The following is a 23,646-nucleotide window of genomic DNA, read 5'->3' on the forward strand; positions in this document are numbered from 1 at the left end:
GGCGCTGGCGCCTGACCTGAAACACAAAGACCATGAAATTCGAACATCTGATAGAAATTAACGACCCGCTCAATCCTCTGCTCGAACCCCTGAGCGTAGAACAACTGTGGCGCGGTCTGGTGCTGCGCGCGGAATCGCCGCAGCTGTTCATGCCCCATCTGGACGAATGCCAGATCGAGGAACGCAGCGTGGAAGGCTTGCGCCGCCGCCTGCGCTATGGCGAACTGGTGGTGTCAGACCGGGTGGAATTCGAGCCACTGCGGCAAGTGCGCTATCTGGTGGCCGCGCAGGGCGAAATCAGCGCGTCCAGCCTGATCATGAGCATCGAAAGCCCCACCGAAGGCGCGCTGTTCGTGCGCTTCCAGTACGACGACGGCCACGATGCCGCCACCGATGCGGCCAACAGCATGTATGACGATTATCGCCGTTCGGCCTATCACGCCGCCGATCTCGATACCATCCGCGTACTGCGCGATCTGGCCGAGCAGGGCCGGCTCGACTCGCTGCTGAATTAATTCGCGACTGCGCTGATTACAGCGCAGCGCGCCCGCCCCACACCTGCTCCATGCGCAGTGGCGGTGCCTGCAGCGCTGCGGCCTGTGCCGTCGTCAGCGCATCGCGGATGCCATGCACACCGGCGCGGGTATCGCGCGGTTCGCTGCGCGCCAGCGGGCCGCTACGGGGACACAGCACGGCTTCCACCTGCGGCGTGGTCGATTGCAGGCCACGCTTGGCCACCACCGCCACTTCGCCATTCAGCAGACGCACATAAGTGCCGACCGGATAGATGCCCAGCGCACGGATCAGCATCGGTGCCAGATTGCCATCCACCGTCACATTCGCATCGAGCAGCAGATCGCGCAGGGCCAGATTAGGCGCCATGGTCTTACGGTAGGCACGTTCGCTGACGCGTGCGCAATAGCGGTCGGCCAGCGCCAGCAGCCGTGCCAGCGGCGGAATCTGGGCGCCCGATTTACGCAGCGGATAACCGCTGCCGTCTTCATTCTCGTGGTGGTGCAGTACACATTCCAGCCAGCGCGTATCGCTGATACCGGCGGCCTGCAGCAGCGCCACGCTGCGCTCGCAATGGGCCAGCACCATGGCGCGGTCGTCGCTGCATAGCTCCGCGCTGCAATCCTGCAGCCGCTGGTGCTGGGCCAGCATGCCCACGTTCATGGTCAGCGCGGCCAGCGTCAGGCTGCGCACGTCCTGCGCCGGAAGCTGGCGAGCCTGTCCCAGCAGGTGGACTACGATAGCGCTGTTGAGGCTGTGACGGATGCTGTAGGGCAGCCTCTGCTGGTTGTGCAGAATGGAGGCCACGGCCACATCGGCATCGACCATCACGGCGCGTGCCACCAGACTGGCGATCGCGTCCAGCTGGCTGGCCACATCAGGCGGCGCCATCCCTTGCTCGACCAGAGGCAGCAGCGCATCCAGCTGCTGGCCCGCGGCATTGAGTTTGCGCACCGCCGAACGCTGCACGCTGCTGTGGCCGCTGTCATCCATAGGCAGGCCCGGCTGAAGATCGGCCGCTGTCACTTTATCTAGATTCATTGCTGTTATGTAGAAAGCCACCGAGCCCGCAGCATACGATGTTTTTTAGTGACAATGTGTGAGAATGTTGTATTTTTGCACTACATTCTCACAGATTCTCACTCGCACAGTGCCACATCGGACTGTAGAAACTTCAACAAGCTGCCGTTAGAGGTATTAGTATCGCTTATCGTTTTAAATTTTTATAAGTGCAGCTTATGGGAACTCTGGATTACCGTGCGCTCGCCGTACTCGATGCTGTGGTCAGTCAGGGCAGCTTCGACAAAGCTGCACTAGCGCTGGGCATCAGCCAGTCGGCCGTATCGCAACGCATCAAGGCACTGGAAGATGCGGCTGGCCGCCTGCTGATTATCCGCGGTCAGCCGGCCGTGCCGACGGGGCTGGGCATGCGGCTGGTGTCGCACCACCGCAGTGTGCGGCTGATGGAAGCGGCGCTGGATATTGATCTGGGCCACACCACCAGCATGCCGGAAATTGCCCTTGCGGTGGATCACGCCAGCCTGGGCACATGGTTCCCCCTGTGCCTGCCACCGCTGCTGGCGCCGCCGCGCTGCCAGCTGAAAATCCACAGCGCCAGCCGCGAACAGGCGCTGCAGCAGGTGCATGAAGGCAGTGTATTCGGCAGCATTGTCGCTGCCAGCCATGGCACGCCACCGGCCAGCGGGCCCGAGATCACACCGCTGGGACGACTGCGCTACGTCTGCGTGGCCACGCCGGCGTTTGCAGCGCACTGGTTCGGCGACGGCTTTTCAGCCGAAGCCGTGCGACTGGCACCGGCCATCGTCAGCGATGCCGAACTTATGGCCAGTTTCCTGCATAGTACGCTTGGCATACAAGGCGCTTATCCGCATCACAGCATGCCGCACTCGGCCGCCACCACGGAGTGCCTGTACGGCAGTCTGGGCTATGGCCTGATGCCGCTGTTGCAGGTGGCCGGTGCGCTGGCCACGGAACGGCTGGTGGAGCTGACCCCGGGCCAGCCGCTCGATGTGGCGCTCGAATGGCACGCGTGGAATCTGGATACCCCCTTCACCCGCGCCCTGAGCGAGCAGATCACCCATACCGCCCAGCGCTACCTACTGTAACGCCCCCCGTTCAGATATCGACGGGGTCCACTTCAAGCGACCACTTGACGCGGGTTTTCACCGCCCGCAGCGCCTGTAGCCATTCCTTGAGGAAGGCTTGCAGCAGCGGGCGCGAGGCCGCTTCCAGCAACAACTGGGCACGGTCGACGTTATGCACGCGCGTCATGCTCATCGGAATAGGGTCGTGCAGCGTCACCTCGGGATGGACCAGCAGATCGCGCGCCTGCGTGAGAAACGCGATGGCCGTGGCCAGTTCCGGCGCTTCCGCCCGCAGCAGCGCCTGATACAGGAAAGGTGGCAACGCCGCCTGCTGGCGTTCTTCCAGCAACGCCGAAGCAAAATTATCGTAGTCATGCCGCACCACCGAACCGTACAGGGGGTGCTGCGGGTAGCGGGTCTGGATCAGTACTTCGCTGACACTGCCACCCGCGCTCTGGCCTGCCCGCCCGGCCCGTCCGGCCACCTGCATCAACTGGGCAAACAGGCGTTCGCTGGCACGGTAATCCTGCGAGAACAGCGCCGTATCGGGATTCAGTATGCCGACCAGCGTAAGGTTTTTGAAATCATGCCCCTTGGCCACCATCTGGGTGCCGATCAGGATATCCACCTCGCCCCGGTGCACGCTGTCGAACGCGGCCTGCGCGCTGCCCTTGCGACGCGTGGAATCGGCATCGATGCGCAGAATCCGCGCGTCCGGGAAAATCTGCTGCAAGCCTTCTTCCACCCGCTGGGTACCGCGCCCCAGCGGCTGCAGATCGACATTACCGCAATCGGGGCAGTGGCGGGGAATCCGCATCTCCAGACTGCAATGGTGGCAGCGCAGCCGGTGTTCAGGCCGGTGCAGCACCATGTAGGCAGTGCAGCGGTGGCAATTACTGATCCAGCCGCAGGCCTCGCAGCAGATCACGGGCGCATAGCCGCGCCGGTTGAGGAACAGCAGCGACTGTTCACCGCGTTCCATGCGCAGCCGCAGCGCCGCCACCAGCGCCGAGGTCAGCCCGTCCTGCGGCTTGTCGCGCTCCATATCGAGCAGGCTGATACGGGGCAGCACGGCATTCTGCACGGCGCGCTCGCGCAGCGTCAGCAGGCGGTAGCGGCCCGACTGGGCATGCTGCCAGCTTTCCAGCGAGGGCGTGGCCGAACCCAGCACAATGGGGATATCGAGCTGACGGGCGCGCCACACAGCCAGATCGCGCGCCGAATAGCGCAACCCTTCCTGCTGCTTGTAGGACGGGTCGTGCTCCTCGTCGATCACAATCAGCTTGAGCGCCGGTAGCGAAGCGAGGATGGCCAGCCGCGTGCCCAGCACGATGCGGGCGCGCCCCTGATGGGCGGCCAGCCAGTGCAGCATACGCTCGCCTTCCGACAGGCTGCTGTGCAGCGTGGCCAGCATCACGCCGGGGAAGCGCGCGCGGATATTGCCTTCCAGCTGGGGCGTCAGATTGATTTCCGGCACCAGTATCAGAATCTGGCCGTCCGGCTCGCGCGCCAGCACCTGAGCACAGGCCTGTAGATAGACTTCCGTCTTGCCGCTGCCCGTGACCCCGTGCAGCAGGGTAGGCAGATAGCCCTGCGCGCCGCCGATGGCATCGGCCGCCTGCTGCTGGGCCGGATTCAGCACCGGTACGTTGAGCGGCGTGCCGTCATGTTCGAGATCGAGCTTGGCGAGTTTCTTCAACGCACGATCGAGCGCCACCGTGGTGGGCAGACGGGTATTCTTGGGCAGGCCGGGCAGCGCCACTTCGCCCAGCGGGCGCTGATAATAATCGGCCGCAAAGCCGGCCAGCGCCAGCCACTGGGGCGACAGAGGGCTGAGCTGGCTACGCACGGCCAGTGCATCCTTGAGCTTGTCTTCAGGCACTTCGCTGCTGTCGGCCACGCCCACGATCAGGCCCGCCACTTCGCGCCGGCCAAACGGCAGCAGCGCCAGTTGTCCGACCTGTGGCCGCTCTGCCGCAGCGCAAGGCCAGCGGTAATCGAACACGGCATGCAGCGGCGTATCGAGCACGACCTGCAAGATGCAATGGTTTAAAAGACCAGACATAGCTCCCGTTACAGTAAGGTCGCCGCGGTTCGGGCGCCTCGCCAGACCCACACCACTTCAACTATTTGATGTATCCACAGTTTTTGTGGATAACTTTGTGGACAAAGGAATCTTAATCCCCAGAAACGTGCACAGACAACTTGGTGCGCCCGTAAACTGGTCAAAAATTCACAATTATTCCCTTTTAAAATCAATTACTTAGAAAATGCTTCCTAGAGCAGAAAAAAAGCCCTCTGTGACGTCTCTGCTGTGCATAAGTGCTGTATTTAGAGAAAATTTTTTGCCGAAATCAAGCACTTTTTGCACAGGGTGAGGCAATACTGCACAGCAGCATAAGGCCGCGCTGCCGGCGAATTCTACACATGCCTCAACGACAAGGTTTGTGCTCTCACAACTTCTCCAAAGTCATCGTATCACTGCCTAAAAATCGTGCAACGCAACATGAACTTCATGAAAAACAACAACATTATGGCTAAGTCACGGTTTACTAAGTACTTTTATTTTTTATCCACAGTTTTTGTGGATAACTTTGTGGACAATGAACAAATAAACCAGTTGAAGTTCCATTTCAGCGTTTACGACTTGCTAAAAGTTACTTGTGGGTAAATAAATTTATCCGTTTAAAATCAGTGACTTAGAAAAGCCTTCCTAGAGCAAAGTTATACAGTGCTGGATATTTCCACAGCTGAAAAAAATGTGTATAAGTCGCTACGGATTTCTTCTATACACCAATGAAAAAGGGCACGTTTCCTCACGAAACGTGCCCTCTGTTAGCAAACTACCTTAGGCGCGCTGGGCTTTGCTGTAGCTGTGCACAGTTTCCACCATGGCGGCCACGTTCTCCGGCGCGGTGAACTGGGAAATGCCGTGGCCCAGATTGAATACATGGCCGTGACCCGCCGACGGCTTGCCGTAGGCATCCAGCACCTTGCGCACTTCGGCCTGCACCTGCTCCGGGCTGGCCAGCAGAATGGCCGGATCCAGATTACCCTGCAGCGCCACCTTGTCGCCTACCTGCTGGCGGGCCTTGGTCAGATTTACGGTCCAGTCCAGACCCACCGCATCGGCGCCGATGTCGGCAATCTGCTCGATCCACAGGCCGCCGCCTTTGGTGAACACGATGGCAGGAATCTTCACGCCGTCTTTTTCACGTTTCAGCTGCGCCACCACCTGCTGCATGTACTGCAGCGAGAACTCCTGATAGGCGCCATCGGCCAGCGCACCGCCCCACGAATCGAAGATCATCACAGCCTGTGCGCCCGCGTCAATCTGGGCGTTCAGGTAGTCGGCCACCGATTTGGCGTTGATGCGCAGGATGTGGTGCATCAGTTCCGGACGGTTGTACAGCATCTTCTTGATGGTGTGGAACTCGCGCGAACCCTGACCTTCCACCATATAGCAAGCCAGCGTCCACGGGCTGCCCGAGAAACCGATCAGCGGCACGCGGCCATTGAGTTCGGTGCGGATCTGGGTCACGGCCTTGAATACGTAGTCGAGCGAGCCTTCGGCCGGTTCGCGCAGCGCCATCACATCGGCCTCGGTTTTCAGCGGACGCTCGAATTTCGGCCCTTCGCCTTCGACAAAATACAGACCCAGACCCATGGCGTCCGGCACCGTCAGAATGTCCGAGAACAGAATCGCGGCATCCAGCGGATAGCGGTCGATAGGCTGCAGCGTGACTTCGGTAGCGTAGTCGGAATTGGTGGCCAGACCCATGAAGGAGCCGGCTTTCTGGCGCGTGGCGCGGTATTCAGGCAGGTAGCGCCCCGCCTGACGCATCAGCCACACAGGCGTGTATTCGGTCGGCTGGCGCAACAGCGCGCGCAAGAAGGTGTCATTCTGGAGCGGGGCAAATTGTGGCATGGGTAGCAATCGAAAGCGGTGAAACGGCTATTATGACATCCCGCGCGGGCTTTTTTGCTGGATGATCGTCGCGCGATTCACTATCATGCCTAGCACTGTGCAATTCCCCCTCCCGGAGACCCCATGAGCAACACTATCCCCCCCATCGCGCCCGTCCTACCGTTTGGCGCATGGCCATCGACCATCAGCGCCGCACAGGTGGCAGCCGGGGCGACGCCGCTCTCGGGGCTGATGCTGGGCGGGGCCGATGGCTGCGATATTTTCTGGCTGGCGGGACGGGCCGCACAGGCAGGGCGCAGCGCGCTGCTGCGCTACCACGGCGTGCATGAAGAAGAAGTCACACCCGTGCCCTACAACGTGCGCAGCCGCGTGCACGAATATGGCGGCGGCGCCTATGCGGTTGATGGCGACACGGTATATTTCTCCCATTTCGCCGATAACCGCCTGTACCGACTTGATCTGACAGCAGATGCGCCGGAACCGCAGGCCATCACGGCAGCCGGCCGGCAGCGTTTTGCCGATCTGGCCATCGACCGCCTGCGCAACCGCCTGATCGCCGTGCGCGAACTGCATGGCGACGACCACGGCCAGCCACAGAACACCCTCTGCGCCATCGATGCCGACGGCAGCGAGCAGGTACTGGTGCAGGGCGCCGACTTCTTTTCCTCGCCGCGCGTGGCACCGGACGGCAGCGCGCTGGCGTGGCTCAGCTGGAATCACCCCGACATGCCATGGCAGGGCACCACGCTGTGGCTGGCCGCCTTCGCCGCCGACGGCACGCTGGGCGAGCCGCGCCGCATAGCCGGCAGCCGCGAAGAATCGGTCTGCCAGCCGGAATGGTCGCCGGACGGCCTGCTGCACTTCGTTTCCGACCGCAGCGGCTGGTGGAATCTGTACCGTCTGTGCCGCGACGGCCAGCGCACCGAGGGCCTGTGCCCGATGGAAGCCGAATTCGCCACCCCGCACTGGACCTTCGGTAACAGCATGTATGGCTTCCGTTCGGCCAGCGAAATCATCTGCACCTATATCGTCAAAGGCGTCAGCCATCTGGCGCGCCTGCTGCCCGCTAGCGGCAAGCTGGAAGCCATCGCCAACCCGTATGCGGAAATCCGCGAGCTACGCGTAGCACCGGGCTATATCGTCATGCTGGCCGGCAGCCCCACCATCCCGCTGGAACTGGCGCGCATCGACTTCACCGAAGAAGGGGTGGAAATTCTGGCGCAGTCCATCGCCGAGCTGCCGGAAGAAGCCTGCCTGTCCATCCCATCCAGCATCAGCTACCCGAGCGCCAATGGCCGCACCGCGCATGCCTTCTTCTACCCGCCATGCAATCCGGCCGTGCAGGCGCCTGCGGGCAGCAAGCCGCCCGTAATCGTCATCGGCCACGGCGGCCCGACCGGCATGACGGTGAGTACGCTCAAGCTGGCCACCCAGTACTGGACTAGCCGCGGCTTCGGCGTGCTCGATGTGAACTACGGCGGCAGCACCGGCTTTGGGCGCGCCTACCGCGACCTGCTCAAAGGCCAGTGGGGCATCATCGATGTGGAAGACTGCGTGGCCGGTGCCAAGGCGCTGGTAGCACGCGGACTGGCGGACGAACAGCGCCTGATCATCCGCGGCAGCAGCGCGGGCGGGCTGACCACGCTGTGCGCGCTGACCTTCCACCACACCTTCAAGCTGGGCGCCAGTTACTACGGCGTGTCCGATCTGGCCGGCCTCGATGCCGATTCGCACAAATTCGAATCGCACTACAACGAATACCTGATCGCGCCACAGCCTGCCGCTGCGGAACTGTACAAGGCGCGCTCGCCCATCCATCACACCGATAAGCTGTCCTGCCCGATGATTTTCTTCCAGGGGCTGGACGACAAAGTAGTGCCGCCCAAGCAGTCGGAAATGATGGTGCAGGCGCTCAAGGCGCGCGGCGTGCCGGTGGCCTATGTGGCACTGGAAGGCGAGGGCCACGGCTTCCGCAAAGCCGACACCATCATCCGCACGCTGGAAGCGGAGCTGTACTTCTATCAGCGCATGTTCGGCCTGCACGATGCCACAGCCAGTGCGCCCGTGCAGATCGATAACCTGCAGGACTAAGTCTGCATGAGTGACTCCATGCTGCTGGACGAATTCGCTGCACTGGCTCCGCACGAGCAGATGATACTGGCGCAACTGGCGCTGATCGGCGAGCCGGTAGGCCGCACCGCCTTGCTCGACCAGCTGGATTCGGCACGGGTGCTGGACACGGCGCGCCGTCCGCTCGATGTGGGCAGCCTCGATCAGGCCCTGCTGCGACTGGAGCGGCTGGCCTTCATCAGCGTGGTGGTCGGGCGCGGCTTTGTCTGCAACCCGAAGCTGCGCTGGCCCGCGTTGCGCGCCGCCATCGACCAGCACATGCTCGACGATCTGTGCCGCGCCTACGAAACGCTGGCGCCCCTGCGCCAGACGTGGAACAGCATGGAGCCGCGCAGCTACCGCGCCGGCATCGCGCGCCTGCGCATGGGCTATCTGCGCGGCCACACGCCGCAACAGATCCAGCCCCTGCTGACCTTCTGTCTGGGCAGCTATGAAGCGGCGCAGCTACACCCCGTACTGGAAATCTTCGGCCGCCCGTTCGAGCCAGAGATGCTGGCACCAGTGCACCCGCTGCTGCGCGACGATGTGCTGGAAGTGCTGCTGCAGGCAGCCCAGTATGCGCCGGCCACGGCACCCACCATCCGCCTGTATTGCCAGCAGCACCAGCAGAACCGGCAAGCGGCTGGCGACGACATCAGCATGGAACTGCGCATGGCGCTGGCCGAAGACGCCATCCTGTGCGGCCGCTGCGACGACGCCGAGCGCTATCTGGCCGGTACGCAAGGCTGGCAAAGCCAGTATCTGGCGGCCAGCGTGCGCCTGCTGCGCGGCGACACCAGCGCGGCACTGACTGGCTACGAAGCGGCACTCAAAATCCTGCGGCGCGAAACGGGAAAACGCACGCGTCTGTTCAGCGGCATGGGCAGCTATCTGTACATGCTGGCCCTGCTGCGCAGCGACGACGCCAAGCACCGCAAGGCTGCGGGTGCCTATCTGGAACTGGCCGTGCGCGCAGGGCACAACCACGACAGCGCGATTCACCAGCAGATCGATCTGCTGCGCCAGATCCGCGCCGGTACACTGCCAGCCGAAGCGGCCGCGGCGCTGGCATGGGGCAACCAGCTGCAGACGCAGGTGTTCCAGTGCCTGCTGTACTTCTGGCTGTCGCTGCCACAACTGGCCGAACGTCGCGCCGAAATGGCAGATGCGCTGGCCGCTGCGGAAGCGGCCGGCTATCTGCTGCTGGCCGGTCAGCTAGCCAGCCTGCTGGGAACACTGGGCGACCACGCACGCCAGCAACAGGCGCAGGCGCTACGCACACAACTGGGGCTGTGCGATCTCTCCATCTGGTTCGAGCGGCAGGAAGCATGGCAGCGCCAGCTCACTGCACTGATCAATCTGCAGCAGCCGGCCAGCGCCGACAGCAGCAGCGGCGCGGCAAGGCTGGCATGGCTGCTGCGCTACGATAGCCGCTATGGTCTGCACGAAATCAGCGCGGTAGAACAGAAGCGCGATGCGCGTGGCACGTGGAGCAAGGGCCGCGCCGTCAGCCTGAAGCGGCTGCGCTTCGAGTCCGAACAGTTCGACTACCTGACGCCGCAGGACATCCGTGCAGCGGAGGCCATCTCGGTGGCCCACCGCAACTACCACGCCAGCGGCCTCAGTTACGAAGTCGATCCCCAGCGCGCCGCGCCACTGCTGGTGGGCCACCCGCTGCTGTTCTGGGCCGACGCGCCGGATACGCGGGTAGAACTGCTGGCCGGTGCACCGGAACTGCTGATCACCAAACAGGCCGGCAGTCTGGAACTGCGTTTGCAGCCGCCGATACCGGACGATAGCGCGCTGGTCATCATCAGCCGCGAAACGCCTAACCGCCTGCGCGTGATCAGCATCCTCGACGAACACCGCCGCATCGCTGCCATCGTCGGCACGGGACTGGTAGTGCCGGCACGCGCCGAAGCGCAGGTGCTGGAAGCCATCAGCGCCATGTCCAGTATGGTCACGGTGCAATCGGAGATCGGCGGCGCCACGCCCGACATGCTGCAAGTGCCCGCCGACACCCGCTTGCACCTGCACCTGCTGCCTTATCAGCACGGCCTCAAGCTACAGATACTGGTGCGCCCGCTGGCCAATGGCGCCTACTACGCGCCCGGTGCCGGAGCTGCCAACGTGATCGCGGAAATCGACGGCAAGCCGGCCCGCGCCACGCGCGCACTGGCCGATGAAAAGGACGCCGAGCGCCAGCTGATCGAACGCTGTCCCGTGCTGGGAGAAGCCGAGCAGGATCACGATGAATGGCTGCTCGGCCAGCCGGCTCTGTGTCTGCAACTGCTGGCCGAACTGCAGGAGCTACCAGCCGACACGCTGGTACTGGCATGGCCGGATGGCCAGCCGTTCGCGCTCACTGCACAAGCCAGCACGCGCCAGCTACGCCTTGCCATCAAGAGCAATAAGGACTGGTTTGCTGCCAGCGGCGAACTGCAAGTGGCGGAAGATCAGGTGATCGATCTGAAAACCCTGCTGGAACTGATGCGCAATAGCCAGAGCCGCTTTGTCGAACTGTCGGCAGGCCGCTATCTGGCGCTGACCGATGCGCTGCACCGTCGCTTGCAACAGGTGGCCGCCTACGGCGAACTGCAGGGCGATGGCGTGCGCCTGCACCCGCTGGCCGCCTTCTCGCTGGAAGAACTGGCCAGCGAAGTGGGCACGCTGAAATCGGACAAGCGCTGGAAGCAGCATCTGGAACAGATGGCGGCGCAGGCCGCATTCCAGCCGCAACTGCCGTCCACCCTGCAGGCCGAACTGCGCGACTACCAGCTGGAAGGCTATAACTGGCTGGCCCGTCTGGCCCACTGGGGCGTGGGCGCCTGTCTGGCCGACGATATGGGTTTGGGTAAAACCCTGCAAGCACTGGCGCTAATCCTGTCACGCGCACCGCAAGGGCCGACGCTGGTGGTGGCACCTACCAGCGTGTGCCTGAACTGGATCAGCGAAGCGGCCCGCTTTGCCCCCACGCTCAAGGTGCACCAGTTCGGCATTGGTGATCGCGCCGCCATGCTGGGTGACTTGCAGCCCTTTGATGTGGTGGTTACCAGCTACGGTCTGCTACAACTGGAAGCGGCCCGCTTCGCGGGCGTGCAGTGGCACACCATCGTGCTCGATGAAGCGCAGGCCATCAAAAATGGCGCGACCAAACGTTCGCAGGCCGTGATGGCGCTGAAAGGTAATTTCCGCATGGTGGCCACCGGCACGCCGCTGGAAAACCATCTGGGCGAGTTGTGGAATCTGTTCCGCTTCATCAATCCCGGCCTGCTCGGTAATCTGGACCAGTTCAATCTGCGCTTTGCCGGCCCGATCGAGCGCCAGCAGGATCACCGCGCCGAAGTGGGCGCACGCAATCGTCTGCGCCGCCTGATCCAGCCCTTCATGCTGCGCCGGACCAAGGCGCAAGTGCTCAGCGAACTGCCGGCCCGCACGGAAATCACGCTGGAAGTCGATCTGTCGCCGGAAGAGGCCACGCTGTACGAATCGCTGCGCCGCGCGGCACTGGAAAAACTCGCACAAGTGGAAGGTCCTGCCGAGAAGAAATCCATGCAGATACTGGCCGAAATCATGAAGCTGCGGCGTGCCTGCTGCAATCCGCAACTGGTAGCGCCGGAACTGGGGCTAGCCAGCAGCAAGCTGGCGGCGTTCTCGCGCCTGCTGCTGGGCTTGCTGGAAAACCGCCACAAGGTGCTGGTGTTCAGCCAGTTTGTCGACCATCTGGCGCTGATCCGCACCCACCTCGACCAGCAAAACATCGCTTACCAGTATCTGGACGGCGCGACGCCTATGGCCGAACGCAAAAAGCGCGTCGATCTGTTCCAGTCGGGTCAGGGCGAAGTCTTCCTGATCAGCCTGAAGGCGGGCGGGGTAGGCATCAACCTGACGGCGGCCGACTACGTCATCCACATGGACCCGTGGTGGAATCCGGCGGTAGAAGATCAGGCCTCCGACCGGGCCCACCGCATGGGCCAGCAGCGCCCTGTTACCATCTACCGGCTGGTGGCGCGTCACACCATCGAGGAAGGCATCGTCGAACTGCACCAGCATAAACGCGATCTGGCCGATAGCCTGCTGGAAGGCGCCGACGTGTCCGGTCGCATGTCGGCCAGCGAAATGCTGGCCATGCTGCAGGAAGGCTTGCGGCGCTGATCCAAATGTAGCAAACAGGGGGCGTAACCGTTACAAACGGAAGCGCGCAAACCGGCGATTTAATGATAATCTCCACCGCTTCGGTCCGGTACCCACCCGGGCCTCTACGACAAGGCTGTTCACGATGATCAAAACCAGGATTGCGCTAGCTGTATTGATGACGACGCTCGCCGTCGCACCGGCCAGCGCCAGCAAGCACCACCACAAGGATACAGAAGAAACCAGCAGCAGTGGCAAACGCCACAAGAGCTCAGGTAAAAGCAGCCATAGCAGCAAGGGCAGCGAAAAAAGCAGCACTAAAAGCAGCAGCAAAAGTAGCAGCAAGAGCGGCAAGTCCAAGAGCGGAAAAAGCAGCAAGGACAGCAGCACGAGTAGTAAGAGCAGCAAGCACAGCAAAGACAAACACGCCAGTACGGGCAAGGCACTGGTAGCCGGTGCGGCCATCGCCACGCCCGCATCGCTGAAACTGGTCGCGCCAGAGAGCTACCGCGACCGCAACTTCAACAGCCTGAGCAACCAGTTCCTCAACGCCCTGTGGCGACTGGATTCGGAGAGCGCCGTGTATGCGGGCAAGTACGATACGGCAGCGACGCTGGCCATCCCCGACAAGGCAGGACATGCCCGTGCGCTGGCCTTCATCGATGAATGGAAGATGAAGTTTGCCGCCGTCGAGGCCAGCAAGCTGGCGCTCAAGCAGCGCACCGATCTGGCGCTGCTGATGAACAAGCTCGACAGCGACCGCTTCCGCCTCACCACCCTCAAGGAATGGGAATGGAATCCTGCCAGCTACAACGTGGCCGGCCCGATCGACCTGATCCTGAACACCGAATACGCGGCCCAGCCGCAGCGTTTGCGCACACTGCTCAAGCGGATTGCCGGCATTCCCGCCTATTACGAAGCGGCGCGCGCCAACATCGTCAATCCCACGCGCGAGCACACCCGTCTGGCGATTGCACAAGCGCCCGGCATCCAGACCCTGCTGACGGAAGTGGACAAGGCGGCACAGGCTTCCATCCTCACGCCGGTAGAGAAGCAGCTGTACACCCAGCGCATCAACGCTGCCCTGACGGCCATCGATGGCTATGTGGCCTTCCTCACCGAGCTGGATAAGCAGTCCGACAGCACGGGCCGCCGCAGCTTCCGTCTGGGCAAGGAACTGTACGAACAGAAGTTCGCTTTCGATATCCAGTCGGCCAGCACGGCAGAGGAAACCTACCAGAAGGCGCTGGCGGCACGGGAAGAACTGCTATCGAATATGAGCCGGATTACCGATGAACTGTGGGAGCGCTATCTGGGGGCCACGCCCCGTCCGGCGGACCGCTATGGCCGCATCGGCATGATGATCGACAAGCTATCCGAACGCCATGTGGCGCGCGAGGATTTTGTCAACGAAATCCGCCGTCAGGTGCCGCTGCTGCAGGACTGGGTGATCAGCCATGATCTGCTCACACTCGACCCCAGCAAGCCGCTGGAAGTACGCGCTACGCCAGCCTATGCGGCCGGTGTGGCGGGTGCCAGCATCGATGCGCCCGGTCCTTACCGTCCGCAGGACAAGACCTATTACAACGTGACCCCGCTGGACGGCGCCACGGCGGAACAGGCCGAAAGCAGCCTGCGCGAGTACAACTACTGGATACTGCAGATCCTGAATATCCACGAAGCCATCCCCGGCCATTACGCCCAGCTAGTGTATGCCAACCGTTCGCCGTCCATCGTCAAATCCATCTTTGGCAATGGCGCCATGGTGGAAGGCTGGGCCGTGTACGGCGAGCGCATGATGCTGGAATCGGGCTATGGCGACAATGCGCCGGAAATGTGGCTGATGTATTCGAAGTGGAATCTGCGCAGCGTGACCAATACCATCCTCGATTACAGCGTGCATGTGCTGGGCATGACGGAACCGCAGGCGCTCGATCTGCTGACCCGTCAGGCCTTCCAGACCCGTAGCGAAGCGGTGGAAAAATGGCATCGCGTGCAGGTCTCGTCAGTGCAGCTGACCAGCTACTTCAGCGGTTACAGCGAAATCATGGAACTGCGCGAACAACGCAAACAGGCGCTGGGCAGCAAGTTCAAGCTGAAAGACTTTCACGAGCAATTCCTCAGCTACGGCAGCGCTCCCGTGCGCGTCATCAAAGGGCTGATGAACCAGTAATGTAGATGGGTGCGGCACGCTTGCGTGTCCGCAAACAGTCCCGCCCCTGATTCGATACGATGACGAACTGGCAGCCATTTCGGCCAGTTCTGCTAGCATGCGAACAGGGAGCGGTAATGAATATGCCCATTCATTTCAATACGCTGGACTATGCGCGCAAGCTGGGTGACGCTGGCGTGCCGTCCGATCAGGCCGAGGCGCAAGCTCAGGCGCTGGCCGAGGTGTTGCACGACGCCACTGTCACGCCCGCCGACCTGCTGTTGCTCAAAACCGATGTACTGGCGCGCATCGACATCCTGCGCAATGAAATGCATGCCCAGCTTAGTGCGCTACGCACCGAAATGCAGACACAGATTGCCGCCTTACGTGCTGAGATGCAAGCAGAGATCGCCGCGTTGCGAGCTGAAATGCAGGCGGAGATCGCCACCTTGCGCGCCGAAATGCGTGCAGAGATCGCAGCTTTACGTGCGGAAATGCGGGCGGAGATCGCGACTTTGCGTGGCGAAATGCTGGCGATGCTAGGCGCGCTGCATAAAGATCTACAAGCTCAGATCAATGGTCTGCATGGCGAAGTGGCCGACTTACGTAGCCAAGTGGAAAGCCTGCGTAACGAGGTAAATAAGATACGCATGGAAATGGAGGCCCTACGCAAGGAAATGCATGAGCAACTGCATGCGCTGCGGCAGGAAATCAATGGCAAACTGGAAGTGCTTAGCGCTCGGATCGAACACCTAGAACAGCGTTCCAAGGTGGTTTTCTGGCTGGTCGGCAGCTCGCTGCTGATCAACGCCGTCACCCTGTGCGGCGTTGCAGCTTTGCTAGCCCGGACTTAGGCTTTATCTTCCGGCGCCGTTGACATGCGCACAAATAGTGGCGCAACCAGTATGCCCAGCTCGAACAGCAGACACATGGGAATGGCCAGCGAGAACATACTCACCGCGTCCGGTGGCGTCACCACGGCGGCGATAGCGAACGCACCAACGATGGCATACGGCCGGATCTCTTTCAGCTTGGCCACGCTGACCAGCCCCATACGCACCAGTATCACGACCACCACCGGCACTTCAAACGTCGCGCCGAAAGCCAGACACATGGACATGACGAAATCCAGATAGTTCTCGATATCAGGCGTCACCGCGATCGACTGCGGCGAAAACTCGGCAATGAATTTGAACACGCGGCCAAACACGAAGAAGTAGCAGAACGCCACCCCCGCCATGAACAGCAGCGACGACGAAATAACTAAGGGCGCCACCAACCGCTTCTCATGCGCATACAGGCCCGGCGCCACAAACGCCCAGATCTGGTACAGCACCCACGGCAAGGCCAGCACCAGCGCCAGCACCAAGGTTACCTTCATCGGCACCAGAAACGGCGACGTCACGCCCGTGGCGATCATCTTCGAACCTACCGGCAGCGACGCGATCATAGGCTCGGCCAGAATGTCGTAAATGCGGGCCGGACCCGGCCAGATCAGCAGACCGACGCACATCACCACCACACCGATGGTGGCACGTACCAGACGGTCGCGCAGTTCGATCAGGTGAGAGATAAAGGTCTCTTCGCCCGGCTTGGAAGTAGTCATTTAGTAAAACGAGGTAGGGGTTTGATTGCGGGGACGGAAACGTGCCACCCGCGCAGCGCCAGACACGACGTGCTGGCGTCCACCGTGCATCTGCTTGTACCAGCCCGGCACAGCGGCATTACGCACCAGCTTTTTGCGGCGGAATTCGCGCGCCTTGCGCTTGAGGTCCTCTTCCGTGGCGCTGATGATGCGCGTCTCGGCCACCGAGTCCGGCCACATATTCTGTACTTCGGCCACGCTTTCTGCCAGCGAGGCTTCCACGTCCTGCTTGATGTTCTGCGCCGCCGTCTGCACTTCCTTCTGCATATTGCGCAGTTCTTCCATCTCGATTTCGCGCGAGACTTCCGATTTGACTTCGCTCAGATAACGCTGGGCACGGCCATACAGCGTACCCGCCATACGCGCCACCTTGGGCAGCTTTTCCGGTCCGATGACGACCAGCGCCACCACACCGATTACCGCGAGTTTGGTCAGACCAAGATCGATCATAAATATCCGGCATCAGAGCAGGCCAGCAGCCAGCCTCCGTCCAAACGGAAACCAGCCGGCAGGCCAGTGCTTACTGCTTGCTCTTTTCCTTGGCTTCGACGTCGATGGTGCTCTTGTCAGCCACCTGTGCCGGCGCCGCAGAGGGTGCAGAAGCGGCAGATGCCGCCTTGTCTTCTTCGCCCTTGATACCGTCCTTGAAGCCTTTAACCGCTTTACCCAGATCGGAACCCACATTACCGAGCTTTTTGGTGCCGAAGATCAGAATTACGACCACCAGCAGAATTGCCCAGTGCAACCAGCTACCTGTACCCATTTCTATTCCCCTTGCAGGACGCATGCGCCCCAAAATTCCGTTGATTCAAAAAACGCCTGCGACAGTATAAGCGAAGCGCCAAAGTCATGCATTTGTAATGTTTTCATACAAGCAACAATGACCAAAAGGCCGGTTTTTACCGGACCTTAACCCAACGTTTTCTAGCGCTGGCCACGCCACGGATGCGGCCCGCCGATGATGTGCATGTGCAGATGGTACACCTCCTGCCCGCCGTCAGGACCACTGTTAATCAGCGTCTTGTAGCCGCCGCTAGGTTCGCCGTCGGCACCATATTGCACGCCGCAGCCGAATTCCGCCGCCAGCTTGGGCGCCAGCGCCAGCATCTTGCCCAGCAGCGGCGCATCGTCCGCCGTGCAGGCCGACAAGGTGGCGTAATGCTTCTTCGGAATCACCAGCAGATGCACGGGCGCGGCAGGATTGATGTCCTTGAAGGCCAGCAGATCGTCATCTTCATAGACGATGGTGGACGGGATTTTTTTCTCAGCGATTTTGCAAAACAGGCAGTTATCCACAACAGCTCCGGTTAGACAGGTTTATTCCTTGCGTGCCGCTTTTTCGGCCAGACCGGACACGCCTTCGCGCCGCGCCAGTTCATCCAGCACCTGCTGCGGCTTGAGGTCGAACTGGGCCAGCAATACCAGCGTGTGGAACCACAGGTCAGCCACCTCGTACAGCACTTTACCGCTATCGGCGCCCGCGCGCACATCTTTGGCGGCCATCACCGTTTCGGTGGCTTCTTCGCCGATTTTTTTCAGAATGGCGTCATCGCCCTTGGCCAGCAGTTTGGCCGTGTAGGAAGTGGCAGGGTCGCCGCCCTGCGCCGGCTTGCGCGATTCGATGATCTCGGCCAGACGGTCTAGTATAGTGCTCATGGGGTGGTCTTTTTCGGTTTGGCGGCCTGCTCGGCCGCATAGATTTCTGCCGGATCTTTCAGCACCGGCTCGGCCGTCTGCCAGTCGCCATCCAGCGCATCGCCTTCGAACTTCTGGTAGAAGCAGGAGTGCCGGCCCGTGTGGCAGGCGATGCCGCCAGCCTGTTCGATTTTCAGCAGCACCACGTCTTCATCGCAGTCGAGGCGGATTTCCAGCACTTTCTGCACGTGGCCGGACTCTTCGCCCTTGTGCCACAGCTTTTTACGCGAACGGCTCCAGTACACGGCTTCGCCCAGTTCCACCGTGCGGGCCAGTGCTTCGCGGTTCATCCAGGCGAACATCAGCACATCGTTGCTGCCCGCTTCCTGGGCGATCACCGGCACCAGACCATGCTCGTCCCAGTGGATTTTTTTCAGCCATTTAGCCTTGGCGAGGCTGCTAGCAGTAGGCGTAGACATCGTGTTTCCTTTAATTCCCTATGCCAGACGCATAGGGATACCCTGCTGCGCCATGAACTGTTTGGCTTCCTGCACCGTGTGCTGGCCATAGTGGAAGATACTGGCAGCCAGTACCGCATCGGCCTTGCCCAGCTTGATGCCGTCGGCCAGATCCTGCAGACCGCCCACACCGCCCGAAGCGATCACGGGAATGCTGATCGCATCCGATACACCGCGCGTTAAGCCCAGATCGAAGCCGGACTTGGTGCCGTCGCGGTCCATACTGGTCAGTAGGATTTCGCCCGCGCCCAGTTGTTCCATTTTCCTGGCCCATTCGATGGCATCGAGGCCGGTCGCCTTGCGGCCACCGTGGGTAAATACTTCCCACTTGCCCGGTGCCACCTGCTTGGCATCGATCGCCACCACGATGCACTGCGAACCGTGCTTGTGGGCGGCGTCATACACCAGCTGCGGATTGGCCACGGCAGACGAATTCATACTGACCTTGTCCGCGCCCGCATTCAGCAGACGGCGCACATCGGCCACTTCGCGCACCCCGCCACCCACGGTAAGGGGAATGAACACTTGCGAAGCCACCGCTTCGATGATGTGCAGGATCAGGCCACGGTTATCGCTGGTGGCGGTAATGTCGAGGAAGGTCAGTTCGTCGGCGCCCTGTTCGTCGTAACGGCGGGCGATTTCCACCGGATCGCCAGCATCGCGCAGCTCGGTGAAATTGACGCCTTTGACGACGCGACCATCGGTCACGTCGAGGCAGGGAATGATGCGTTTAGCGAGCATAGGGTTATTCAGCTTCGTCGTCGACCAGATCGCCGCTCAGTTCATCGGCACGCACCTGAGCCGTGGCCAGATCGATAGTGCCTTCGTAAATCGAACGGCCGCAGATCACGCCTTCGATACCTTCGTCCTGCACCGCGCACAGGGCTTCCACGTCGGCGATGTTATGCAGACCACCGGAGGCGATCACGGGAATCTTCACAGCCTGTGCCAGTTTCACGGTGGCTTCGATATTCACGCCGCCCATCATGCCGTCGCGGCCGATATCGGTGTAGATGATCGATTCCACGCCGTAGGCTTCGAACTTCTTGGCCAGATCGATCACTTCGTGGCCGGACATTTTGCTCCAGCCATCGGTGGCCACTTTGCCGTCCTTGGCATCGAGACCAACGATGATGTGGCCGGGGAAGGCGCCGCAGGCGTCATGCAGGAAGCCCGGTTCTTTCACGGCCGCCGTACCGATGATGACGTAGCTGATGCCGGCGTCGAGGTAGCGCTCGATGGTGTCCAGATCACGGATACCGCCGCCCAGCTGCACAGGGATTTCGTCGAGATCGTTCTCTTCGGCGTATTCCTGCACCACTTTCAGGATGGACTTGATGGCCGCTTCGTTCTTCGGCTTGCCGGCAAAGGCGCCGTTCAGATCGACCAGATGCAGACGGCGTGCACCCTGCTTGAGCCAGTGCAGCGCCATGGCAGCAGGTTCTTCGGAGAATACGGTAGCAAGTTCCATATCGCCTTGTTTGAGGCGTACGCAGTGACCGTCTTTCAGGTCGATGGCAGGAATGAGCAGCATGATGATTTGATCAGTAAAGTGAACTGTAAATGGGTGAACGTTAAAGCGTTAAAGTTAAAGCTATCACTGCGCCGGAATCAGGGATTCCAGTGGACGAAATTCTTGTACAGCTGCAGACCCGTGGCGGCACTCTTCTCAGGGTGGAACTGGGTCGCAAAAATATTATCACGTGCCACGGCGCAGCTGAACGGCGCACCGTACACGGTCACGCCCACGGTGTGTTCGGCCACACTGGGACGGGCAAAATAGCTATGCACGAAATAGAAATAGCTATTGTCGGGAATATCCTGCCACATCGGGTGGGCAGCGCTCTGCTGTACCTGATTCCAGCCCATCTGCGGCACTTTGAAGCGCGAGCCATCTTCCTGCAGCAGGCCGTCGAGCTGGAAGCGCACCACCTCGCCGGGCAGCAAGCCCAGACCGGCAGCATTGCCTTCTTCACTGTGCTCGAACAGCATCTGCTCGCCGATGCATACCCCCATCAGCGGCTTGTTGCGCGCAGCGGCCAGCAAGGCTTCCTGCACACCCGATTCGCGCAGGCTGCGCATGCAGTCCGGCATGGCGCCCTGTCCGGGCAAAACGATACGGTCGGCACTTTCAATGTCGGCCACCTCGCCCGAAATCACCACATCGGCTTCCGGCGCTACTGCGCGCAAAGCCTGGGCGACCGAGCGCAGATTGCCCATGCCGTAATCCACTACTACGATTTTATTCATGTTGATTGAGCTGTTACAGGCTGCCCTTGGTCGATGGGATGGTGCCAGCAGCACGGGGATCGAGTTCCGATGCCATGCGCAGCGCGCGGCCGAAGGCCTTGAACACGGTTTCGCACTGGTGGTGCGCATTGGTACCACGCAGATTATCGATGTGCAGGGTCACGCCGGCGTGATTGACGAAGCCGCGGAAGAATTCCAGCGTCAGGTCGACATCGTAGGTGCCGATCATCGCGCGGGTGAACGGAATATGGTATTCGATGCCGGGACGGCCCGAGTAATCGAGCACCACGCGCGACAGTGCTTCGTCCAGCGGCACATACGAGTGGCCGTAGCGGACGATGCCCTTGCGGTCGCCGATGGCCTTGGCTACCGCCATGCCCAGCGTGATGCCGACGTCTTCCACCGTGTGGTGGTTATCGATGTGGATATCGCCGGTGGCTTCCACTTCCAGATCGATCAGGCCGTGGCGGGCGATCTGGTCCAGCATGTGATCGAGGAATGGTACGCCGGTATTCAGTTTCTGCTTGCCGGTACCATCAAGATTGAGCGAAACGCGAACTTGCGTCTCGTTGGTGTTGCGGATAATTTCTGCGGTGCGGTTCATGAAAGGCTCGCGATAGCGATGTCGATAACTTCAGGCCGACAGCGATGCAGCAAAGGCATCGAGGAAGGCACGATTTTCTTCCGGCGTACTGACCGTGATACGCAAACAATTGGCCAGCACACCGTGCATTTTACTCACATTTTTAATTAATACCTTGCGAGACAGCAGTTTCGCGTAGGCATCATCGGAATTTGGCACCCGAATCAAGATAAAATTCGCCGCCGACGGGAAAACCTCCACGCCGGGCAGAGCGGCCATGGCAGCTGCCAGATCGGCGCGTGCGGCGCGCAAAGCACTGGCCTGCTGGTTCAGCACCTCCACATGCTCGAGCGCGAACTCGGCCGCAATCTGGGTCAATACGTTGATGTTGTAAGGAGGCCGCACTTTGTCCAGTTCAGCCAGCAGTTGCGGTGCCGCCGACATATAACCGAGGCGGATACCGGCCAGCCCCAGCTTGGACACCGTACGCATTACCACCAGATTCGGGAACTCCGGCAGACGGCCCATGAAGGTGTCGCTGGCGAACGGTTCGTAGGCTTCATCGACGATGGCCAGACCGAAACCATCGAGCGCGCGGATGATGGCGACGATCTGCTCGGCATCGAACAGATTGCCGGTCGGGTTATTCGGGTAGGACAGGAACACCAGCGCAGGGCGGTGTTCGGCGATGGCCGCCAGCATGGCCGGCAGGTCCAGCGTCAGGTCGGCCTTGAGCGGCACGCCCACATAGTCCATGCCGGCAAACTGGGCCGAGCGCTGGTACATCACGAACGAAGGCGTCGGTGCCAGCACCACGGCGCGCCGGTCCTGCTGGGCGCAGGCCATGCACAGTATCGAGATCAGTTCGTCCGAGCCATTCCCCAGCATGACATCGTAGCCGGCCGGTACGCCCAGCGTTTCGCGCACGCGCTGCTTGAGGGTGGCATAAGAAGCAACGGGGTAGCGATTCAGGCTGGCTTCGGCCAGCCGCGCGCCCAGTTGCTGGCGCAGCGCATGAGGGAGCTCGTAAGGGTTCTCCATCGCATCCAGTTTGATAAAGCCACTGGCATCGGCAACGTGGTAGCTCTGGATGGAGCGCACGTCGGAGCGGATAGTGGTGTTGATCAGGGTGTCGATGGGGGACATCTTGCAAGGGCTCCTAAGCTATGAGTTCACAGAACTTCGTTTAACGACGGGTTTGCGCGTACGGGGCGCAGATTTTTTCTTGCTGGCGGCGGCCTGCACGGCCACCGGCTCGGGCAACGCGGTAGTGGCGGTGCTAGCGGCCAGCGCGGCATCGGCGAGCTGCTGTTCGCGTGCCAGCCGTGCGGCGATGATGGCGCAGTAATCGGGATTGAGCTCGAAGCCGACGAAATGGCGGCCGCAGCGCTTGGCGGCAATCGCCGTGGTGCCGCTGCCCATGAACAGATCGAGCACCACGCCTTCGGGCGGGCAGGAGGCCTTCACCATGCGCTCGATGATTTCCAGCGGCTTCTGGGTCGGATGGTCGGCCCGCTCGGGATGCTCGCGGTGCAGGCGCGACACGCTCCACAGGTCTTTCGGGTTGTAGCCCACTTCCAGCCATTTGGCGCCCACGAAGATCGAGCGCGAACGGGCTTTCTTGGTCTCGGCATCGTAGGGAATACGCACCGCATCGAGATCGAAGTAGTAATCCTTGCGGCGTACGAAAAAGCCGATGGTGTCATGCACCGACGAGAAGCTGCGCACGCTGCCACCCATGGACGGCACGCGTCTATCCCAGATGATCTCGTTCATCATGGTCATGCGCTGTTTCAGCAGCACGAAGATCTCGGGCGAGAAACGCCACGTGAGGAAGATGTACAAACTGCCGTTAGGCTTAAGCTTGGGCAGCGCTGCATCGATCCACTGCTCGGTCCAGCGCAGATAGTCTTCCACCGTCTGGCTGTCGGAATCGTTGCCGTAATCCTTACCCAGATTGTAGGGCGGGTCGGTCAGAATCAGATCGATAGCACCATCGGGGATGCGCGCCAGCCCTGCTAGCGCATCCTCGCAAAATACCTGATCGATCCAGCCGGCTGCCGTCATGGTGGTG

At 61.2% G+C, this 23,646-nt stretch carries 21 protein-coding genes; 6 read left to right on the forward strand and 15 right to left on the reverse strand.

Translation table 11 applies throughout. The annotated features are described in order from the left end of the window. Positions 1-32 precede the first annotated feature (32 nt). Positions 33-515, forward strand: coding sequence for an SRPBCC family protein (locus ABNT42_RS00355; protein ID WP_348692504.1), 483 nt, complete (start codon positions 33-35; stop codon positions 513-515). Between the two features lie 16 nt (positions 516-531). Here the strand turns inward: ABNT42_RS00355 and ABNT42_RS00360 are convergent, their stop codons facing one another. Beyond that, positions 532-1,554, reverse strand: coding sequence for an HD domain-containing phosphohydrolase (locus tag ABNT42_RS00360; RefSeq protein WP_348692506.1), 1,023 nt, complete (start codon positions 1,552-1,554; stop codon positions 532-534). 197 nt (positions 1,555-1,751) lie between these two features. Between ABNT42_RS00360 and ABNT42_RS00365 the strand changes: the two genes are divergently transcribed. Next, positions 1,752-2,639, forward strand: a complete 888-nt coding sequence (locus tag ABNT42_RS00365; RefSeq protein WP_348692508.1) for an ArgP/LysG family DNA-binding transcriptional regulator — start codon at positions 1,752-1,754, stop codon at positions 2,637-2,639. A 10-nt stretch (positions 2,640-2,649) separates the two neighbouring features. Here ABNT42_RS00365 and ABNT42_RS00370 read toward each other — a convergent pair whose 3' ends face one another. Together ABNT42_RS00370 and hemE are read right to left on the reverse strand one after the other, a co-directional pair. After that, positions 2,650-4,683 (reverse strand): primosomal protein N', encoded by a 2,034-nt coding sequence (locus tag ABNT42_RS00370; RefSeq protein ID WP_348692510.1) that lies wholly within the window; start codon positions 4,681-4,683, stop codon positions 2,650-2,652. Between the two features lie 783 nt (positions 4,684-5,466). Further along, positions 5,467-6,546, reverse strand: a complete 1,080-nt coding sequence (hemE, locus tag ABNT42_RS00375) for a uroporphyrinogen decarboxylase (protein WP_348692512.1) — start codon at positions 6,544-6,546, stop codon at positions 5,467-5,469. Between the two features lie 123 nt (positions 6,547-6,669). Between hemE and ABNT42_RS00380 the strand changes: the two genes are divergently transcribed. The 4 genes from ABNT42_RS00380 to ABNT42_RS00395 all read left to right on the forward strand — a co-directional run bounded on the left by ABNT42_RS00380 (position 6,670) and on the right by ABNT42_RS00395 (position 15,795). Continuing rightward, positions 6,670-8,637, forward strand: coding sequence for a prolyl oligopeptidase family serine peptidase (locus tag ABNT42_RS00380; protein WP_348692513.1), 1,968 nt, complete (start codon positions 6,670-6,672; stop codon positions 8,635-8,637). Between the two features lie 6 nt (positions 8,638-8,643). After that, on the forward strand, positions 8,644-12,810 hold the full coding sequence (locus ABNT42_RS00385; RefSeq protein ID WP_348692516.1) for a DEAD/DEAH box helicase: 4,167 nt from the start codon (positions 8,644-8,646) through the stop codon (positions 12,808-12,810). 157 nt (positions 12,811-12,967) lie between these two features. Next, positions 12,968-14,962 carry a DUF885 domain-containing protein gene (locus ABNT42_RS00390; protein WP_348692518.1) on the forward strand — a complete coding sequence of 665 codons (1,995 nt, stop codon included), beginning with the start codon at positions 12,968-12,970 and terminating at the stop codon, positions 14,960-14,962. A gap of 59 nt (positions 14,963-15,021) precedes the next feature. Further along, positions 15,022-15,795 carry a coiled-coil domain-containing protein gene (locus ABNT42_RS00395; protein ID WP_348692521.1) on the forward strand — a complete coding sequence of 258 codons (774 nt, stop codon included), beginning with the start codon at positions 15,022-15,024 and terminating at the stop codon, positions 15,793-15,795. Here ABNT42_RS00395 and tatC read toward each other — a convergent pair. The 12 genes from tatC to ABNT42_RS00455 form a co-directional block, all read right to left on the reverse strand. Further along, positions 15,792-16,547, reverse strand: coding sequence for a twin-arginine translocase subunit TatC (gene tatC / locus ABNT42_RS00400; RefSeq protein ID WP_348692524.1), 756 nt, complete (start codon positions 16,545-16,547; stop codon positions 15,792-15,794). The genes ABNT42_RS00395 and tatC overlap by 4 nt on opposite strands. After that, positions 16,548-17,036, reverse strand: a complete 489-nt coding sequence (tatB, locus tag ABNT42_RS00405) for a Sec-independent protein translocase protein TatB (protein ID WP_348692526.1) — start codon at positions 17,034-17,036, stop codon at positions 16,548-16,550. 70 nt (positions 17,037-17,106) lie between these two features. After that, complete coding sequence (gene tatA, locus ABNT42_RS00410) at positions 17,107-17,349, reverse strand: Sec-independent protein translocase subunit TatA (protein WP_348692527.1); 243 nt, start codon at positions 17,347-17,349, stop codon at positions 17,107-17,109. 161 nt (positions 17,350-17,510) lie between these two features. Next, positions 17,511-17,882, reverse strand: a complete 372-nt coding sequence (locus tag ABNT42_RS00415; RefSeq protein WP_348692528.1) for a histidine triad nucleotide-binding protein — start codon at positions 17,880-17,882, stop codon at positions 17,511-17,513. A gap of 21 nt (positions 17,883-17,903) precedes the next feature. Then, a complete protein-coding gene (locus ABNT42_RS00420; protein WP_155435748.1) occupies positions 17,904-18,242 on the reverse strand; it encodes a phosphoribosyl-ATP diphosphatase in 339 nt (112 codons plus the stop codon). After that, positions 18,239-18,700, reverse strand: a complete 462-nt coding sequence (gene hisI / locus ABNT42_RS00425) for a phosphoribosyl-AMP cyclohydrolase (RefSeq protein ID WP_348692530.1) — start codon at positions 18,698-18,700, stop codon at positions 18,239-18,241. Before hisI ends, ABNT42_RS00420 begins: the two co-directional genes overlap by 4 nt. A gap of 18 nt (positions 18,701-18,718) precedes the next feature. Next, positions 18,719-19,480 (reverse strand): imidazole glycerol phosphate synthase subunit HisF, encoded by a 762-nt coding sequence (gene hisF, locus ABNT42_RS00430; protein ID WP_348692532.1) that lies wholly within the window; start codon positions 19,478-19,480, stop codon positions 18,719-18,721. Between the two features lie 4 nt (positions 19,481-19,484). Continuing rightward, positions 19,485-20,273 carry a 1-(5-phosphoribosyl)-5-[(5-phosphoribosylamino)methylideneamino]imidazole-4-carboxamide isomerase gene (gene hisA, locus ABNT42_RS00435; RefSeq protein ID WP_155435745.1) on the reverse strand — a complete coding sequence of 263 codons (789 nt, stop codon included), beginning with the start codon at positions 20,271-20,273 and terminating at the stop codon, positions 19,485-19,487. Positions 20,274-20,350: 77 nt separating this feature from the next. After that, a complete protein-coding gene (gene hisH / locus ABNT42_RS00440; protein ID WP_348692536.1) occupies positions 20,351-20,989 on the reverse strand; it encodes an imidazole glycerol phosphate synthase subunit HisH in 639 nt (212 codons plus the stop codon). A gap of 13 nt (positions 20,990-21,002) precedes the next feature. Next, complete coding sequence (gene hisB, locus ABNT42_RS00445) at positions 21,003-21,593, reverse strand: imidazoleglycerol-phosphate dehydratase HisB (RefSeq protein ID WP_161040817.1); 591 nt, start codon at positions 21,591-21,593, stop codon at positions 21,003-21,005. 30 nt (positions 21,594-21,623) lie between these two features. After that, the gene (gene hisC / locus ABNT42_RS00450; protein WP_348692539.1) at positions 21,624-22,718 is read right to left on the reverse strand and encodes a histidinol-phosphate transaminase; all 1,095 of its coding nucleotides are present in this window, start codon (positions 22,716-22,718) and stop codon (positions 21,624-21,626) included. A gap of 18 nt (positions 22,719-22,736) precedes the next feature. Beyond that, complete coding sequence (locus ABNT42_RS00455) at positions 22,737-23,639, reverse strand: site-specific DNA-methyltransferase (protein WP_348692541.1); 903 nt, start codon at positions 23,637-23,639, stop codon at positions 22,737-22,739. Positions 23,640-23,646 lie beyond the last annotated feature (7 nt).

Origin of the sequence: Duganella fentianensis (genome assembly GCF_964031615.1) — a bacterium.
Lineage (GTDB): Bacteria > Pseudomonadota > Gammaproteobacteria > Burkholderiales > Burkholderiaceae_D > Rugamonas > Rugamonas fentianensis_A.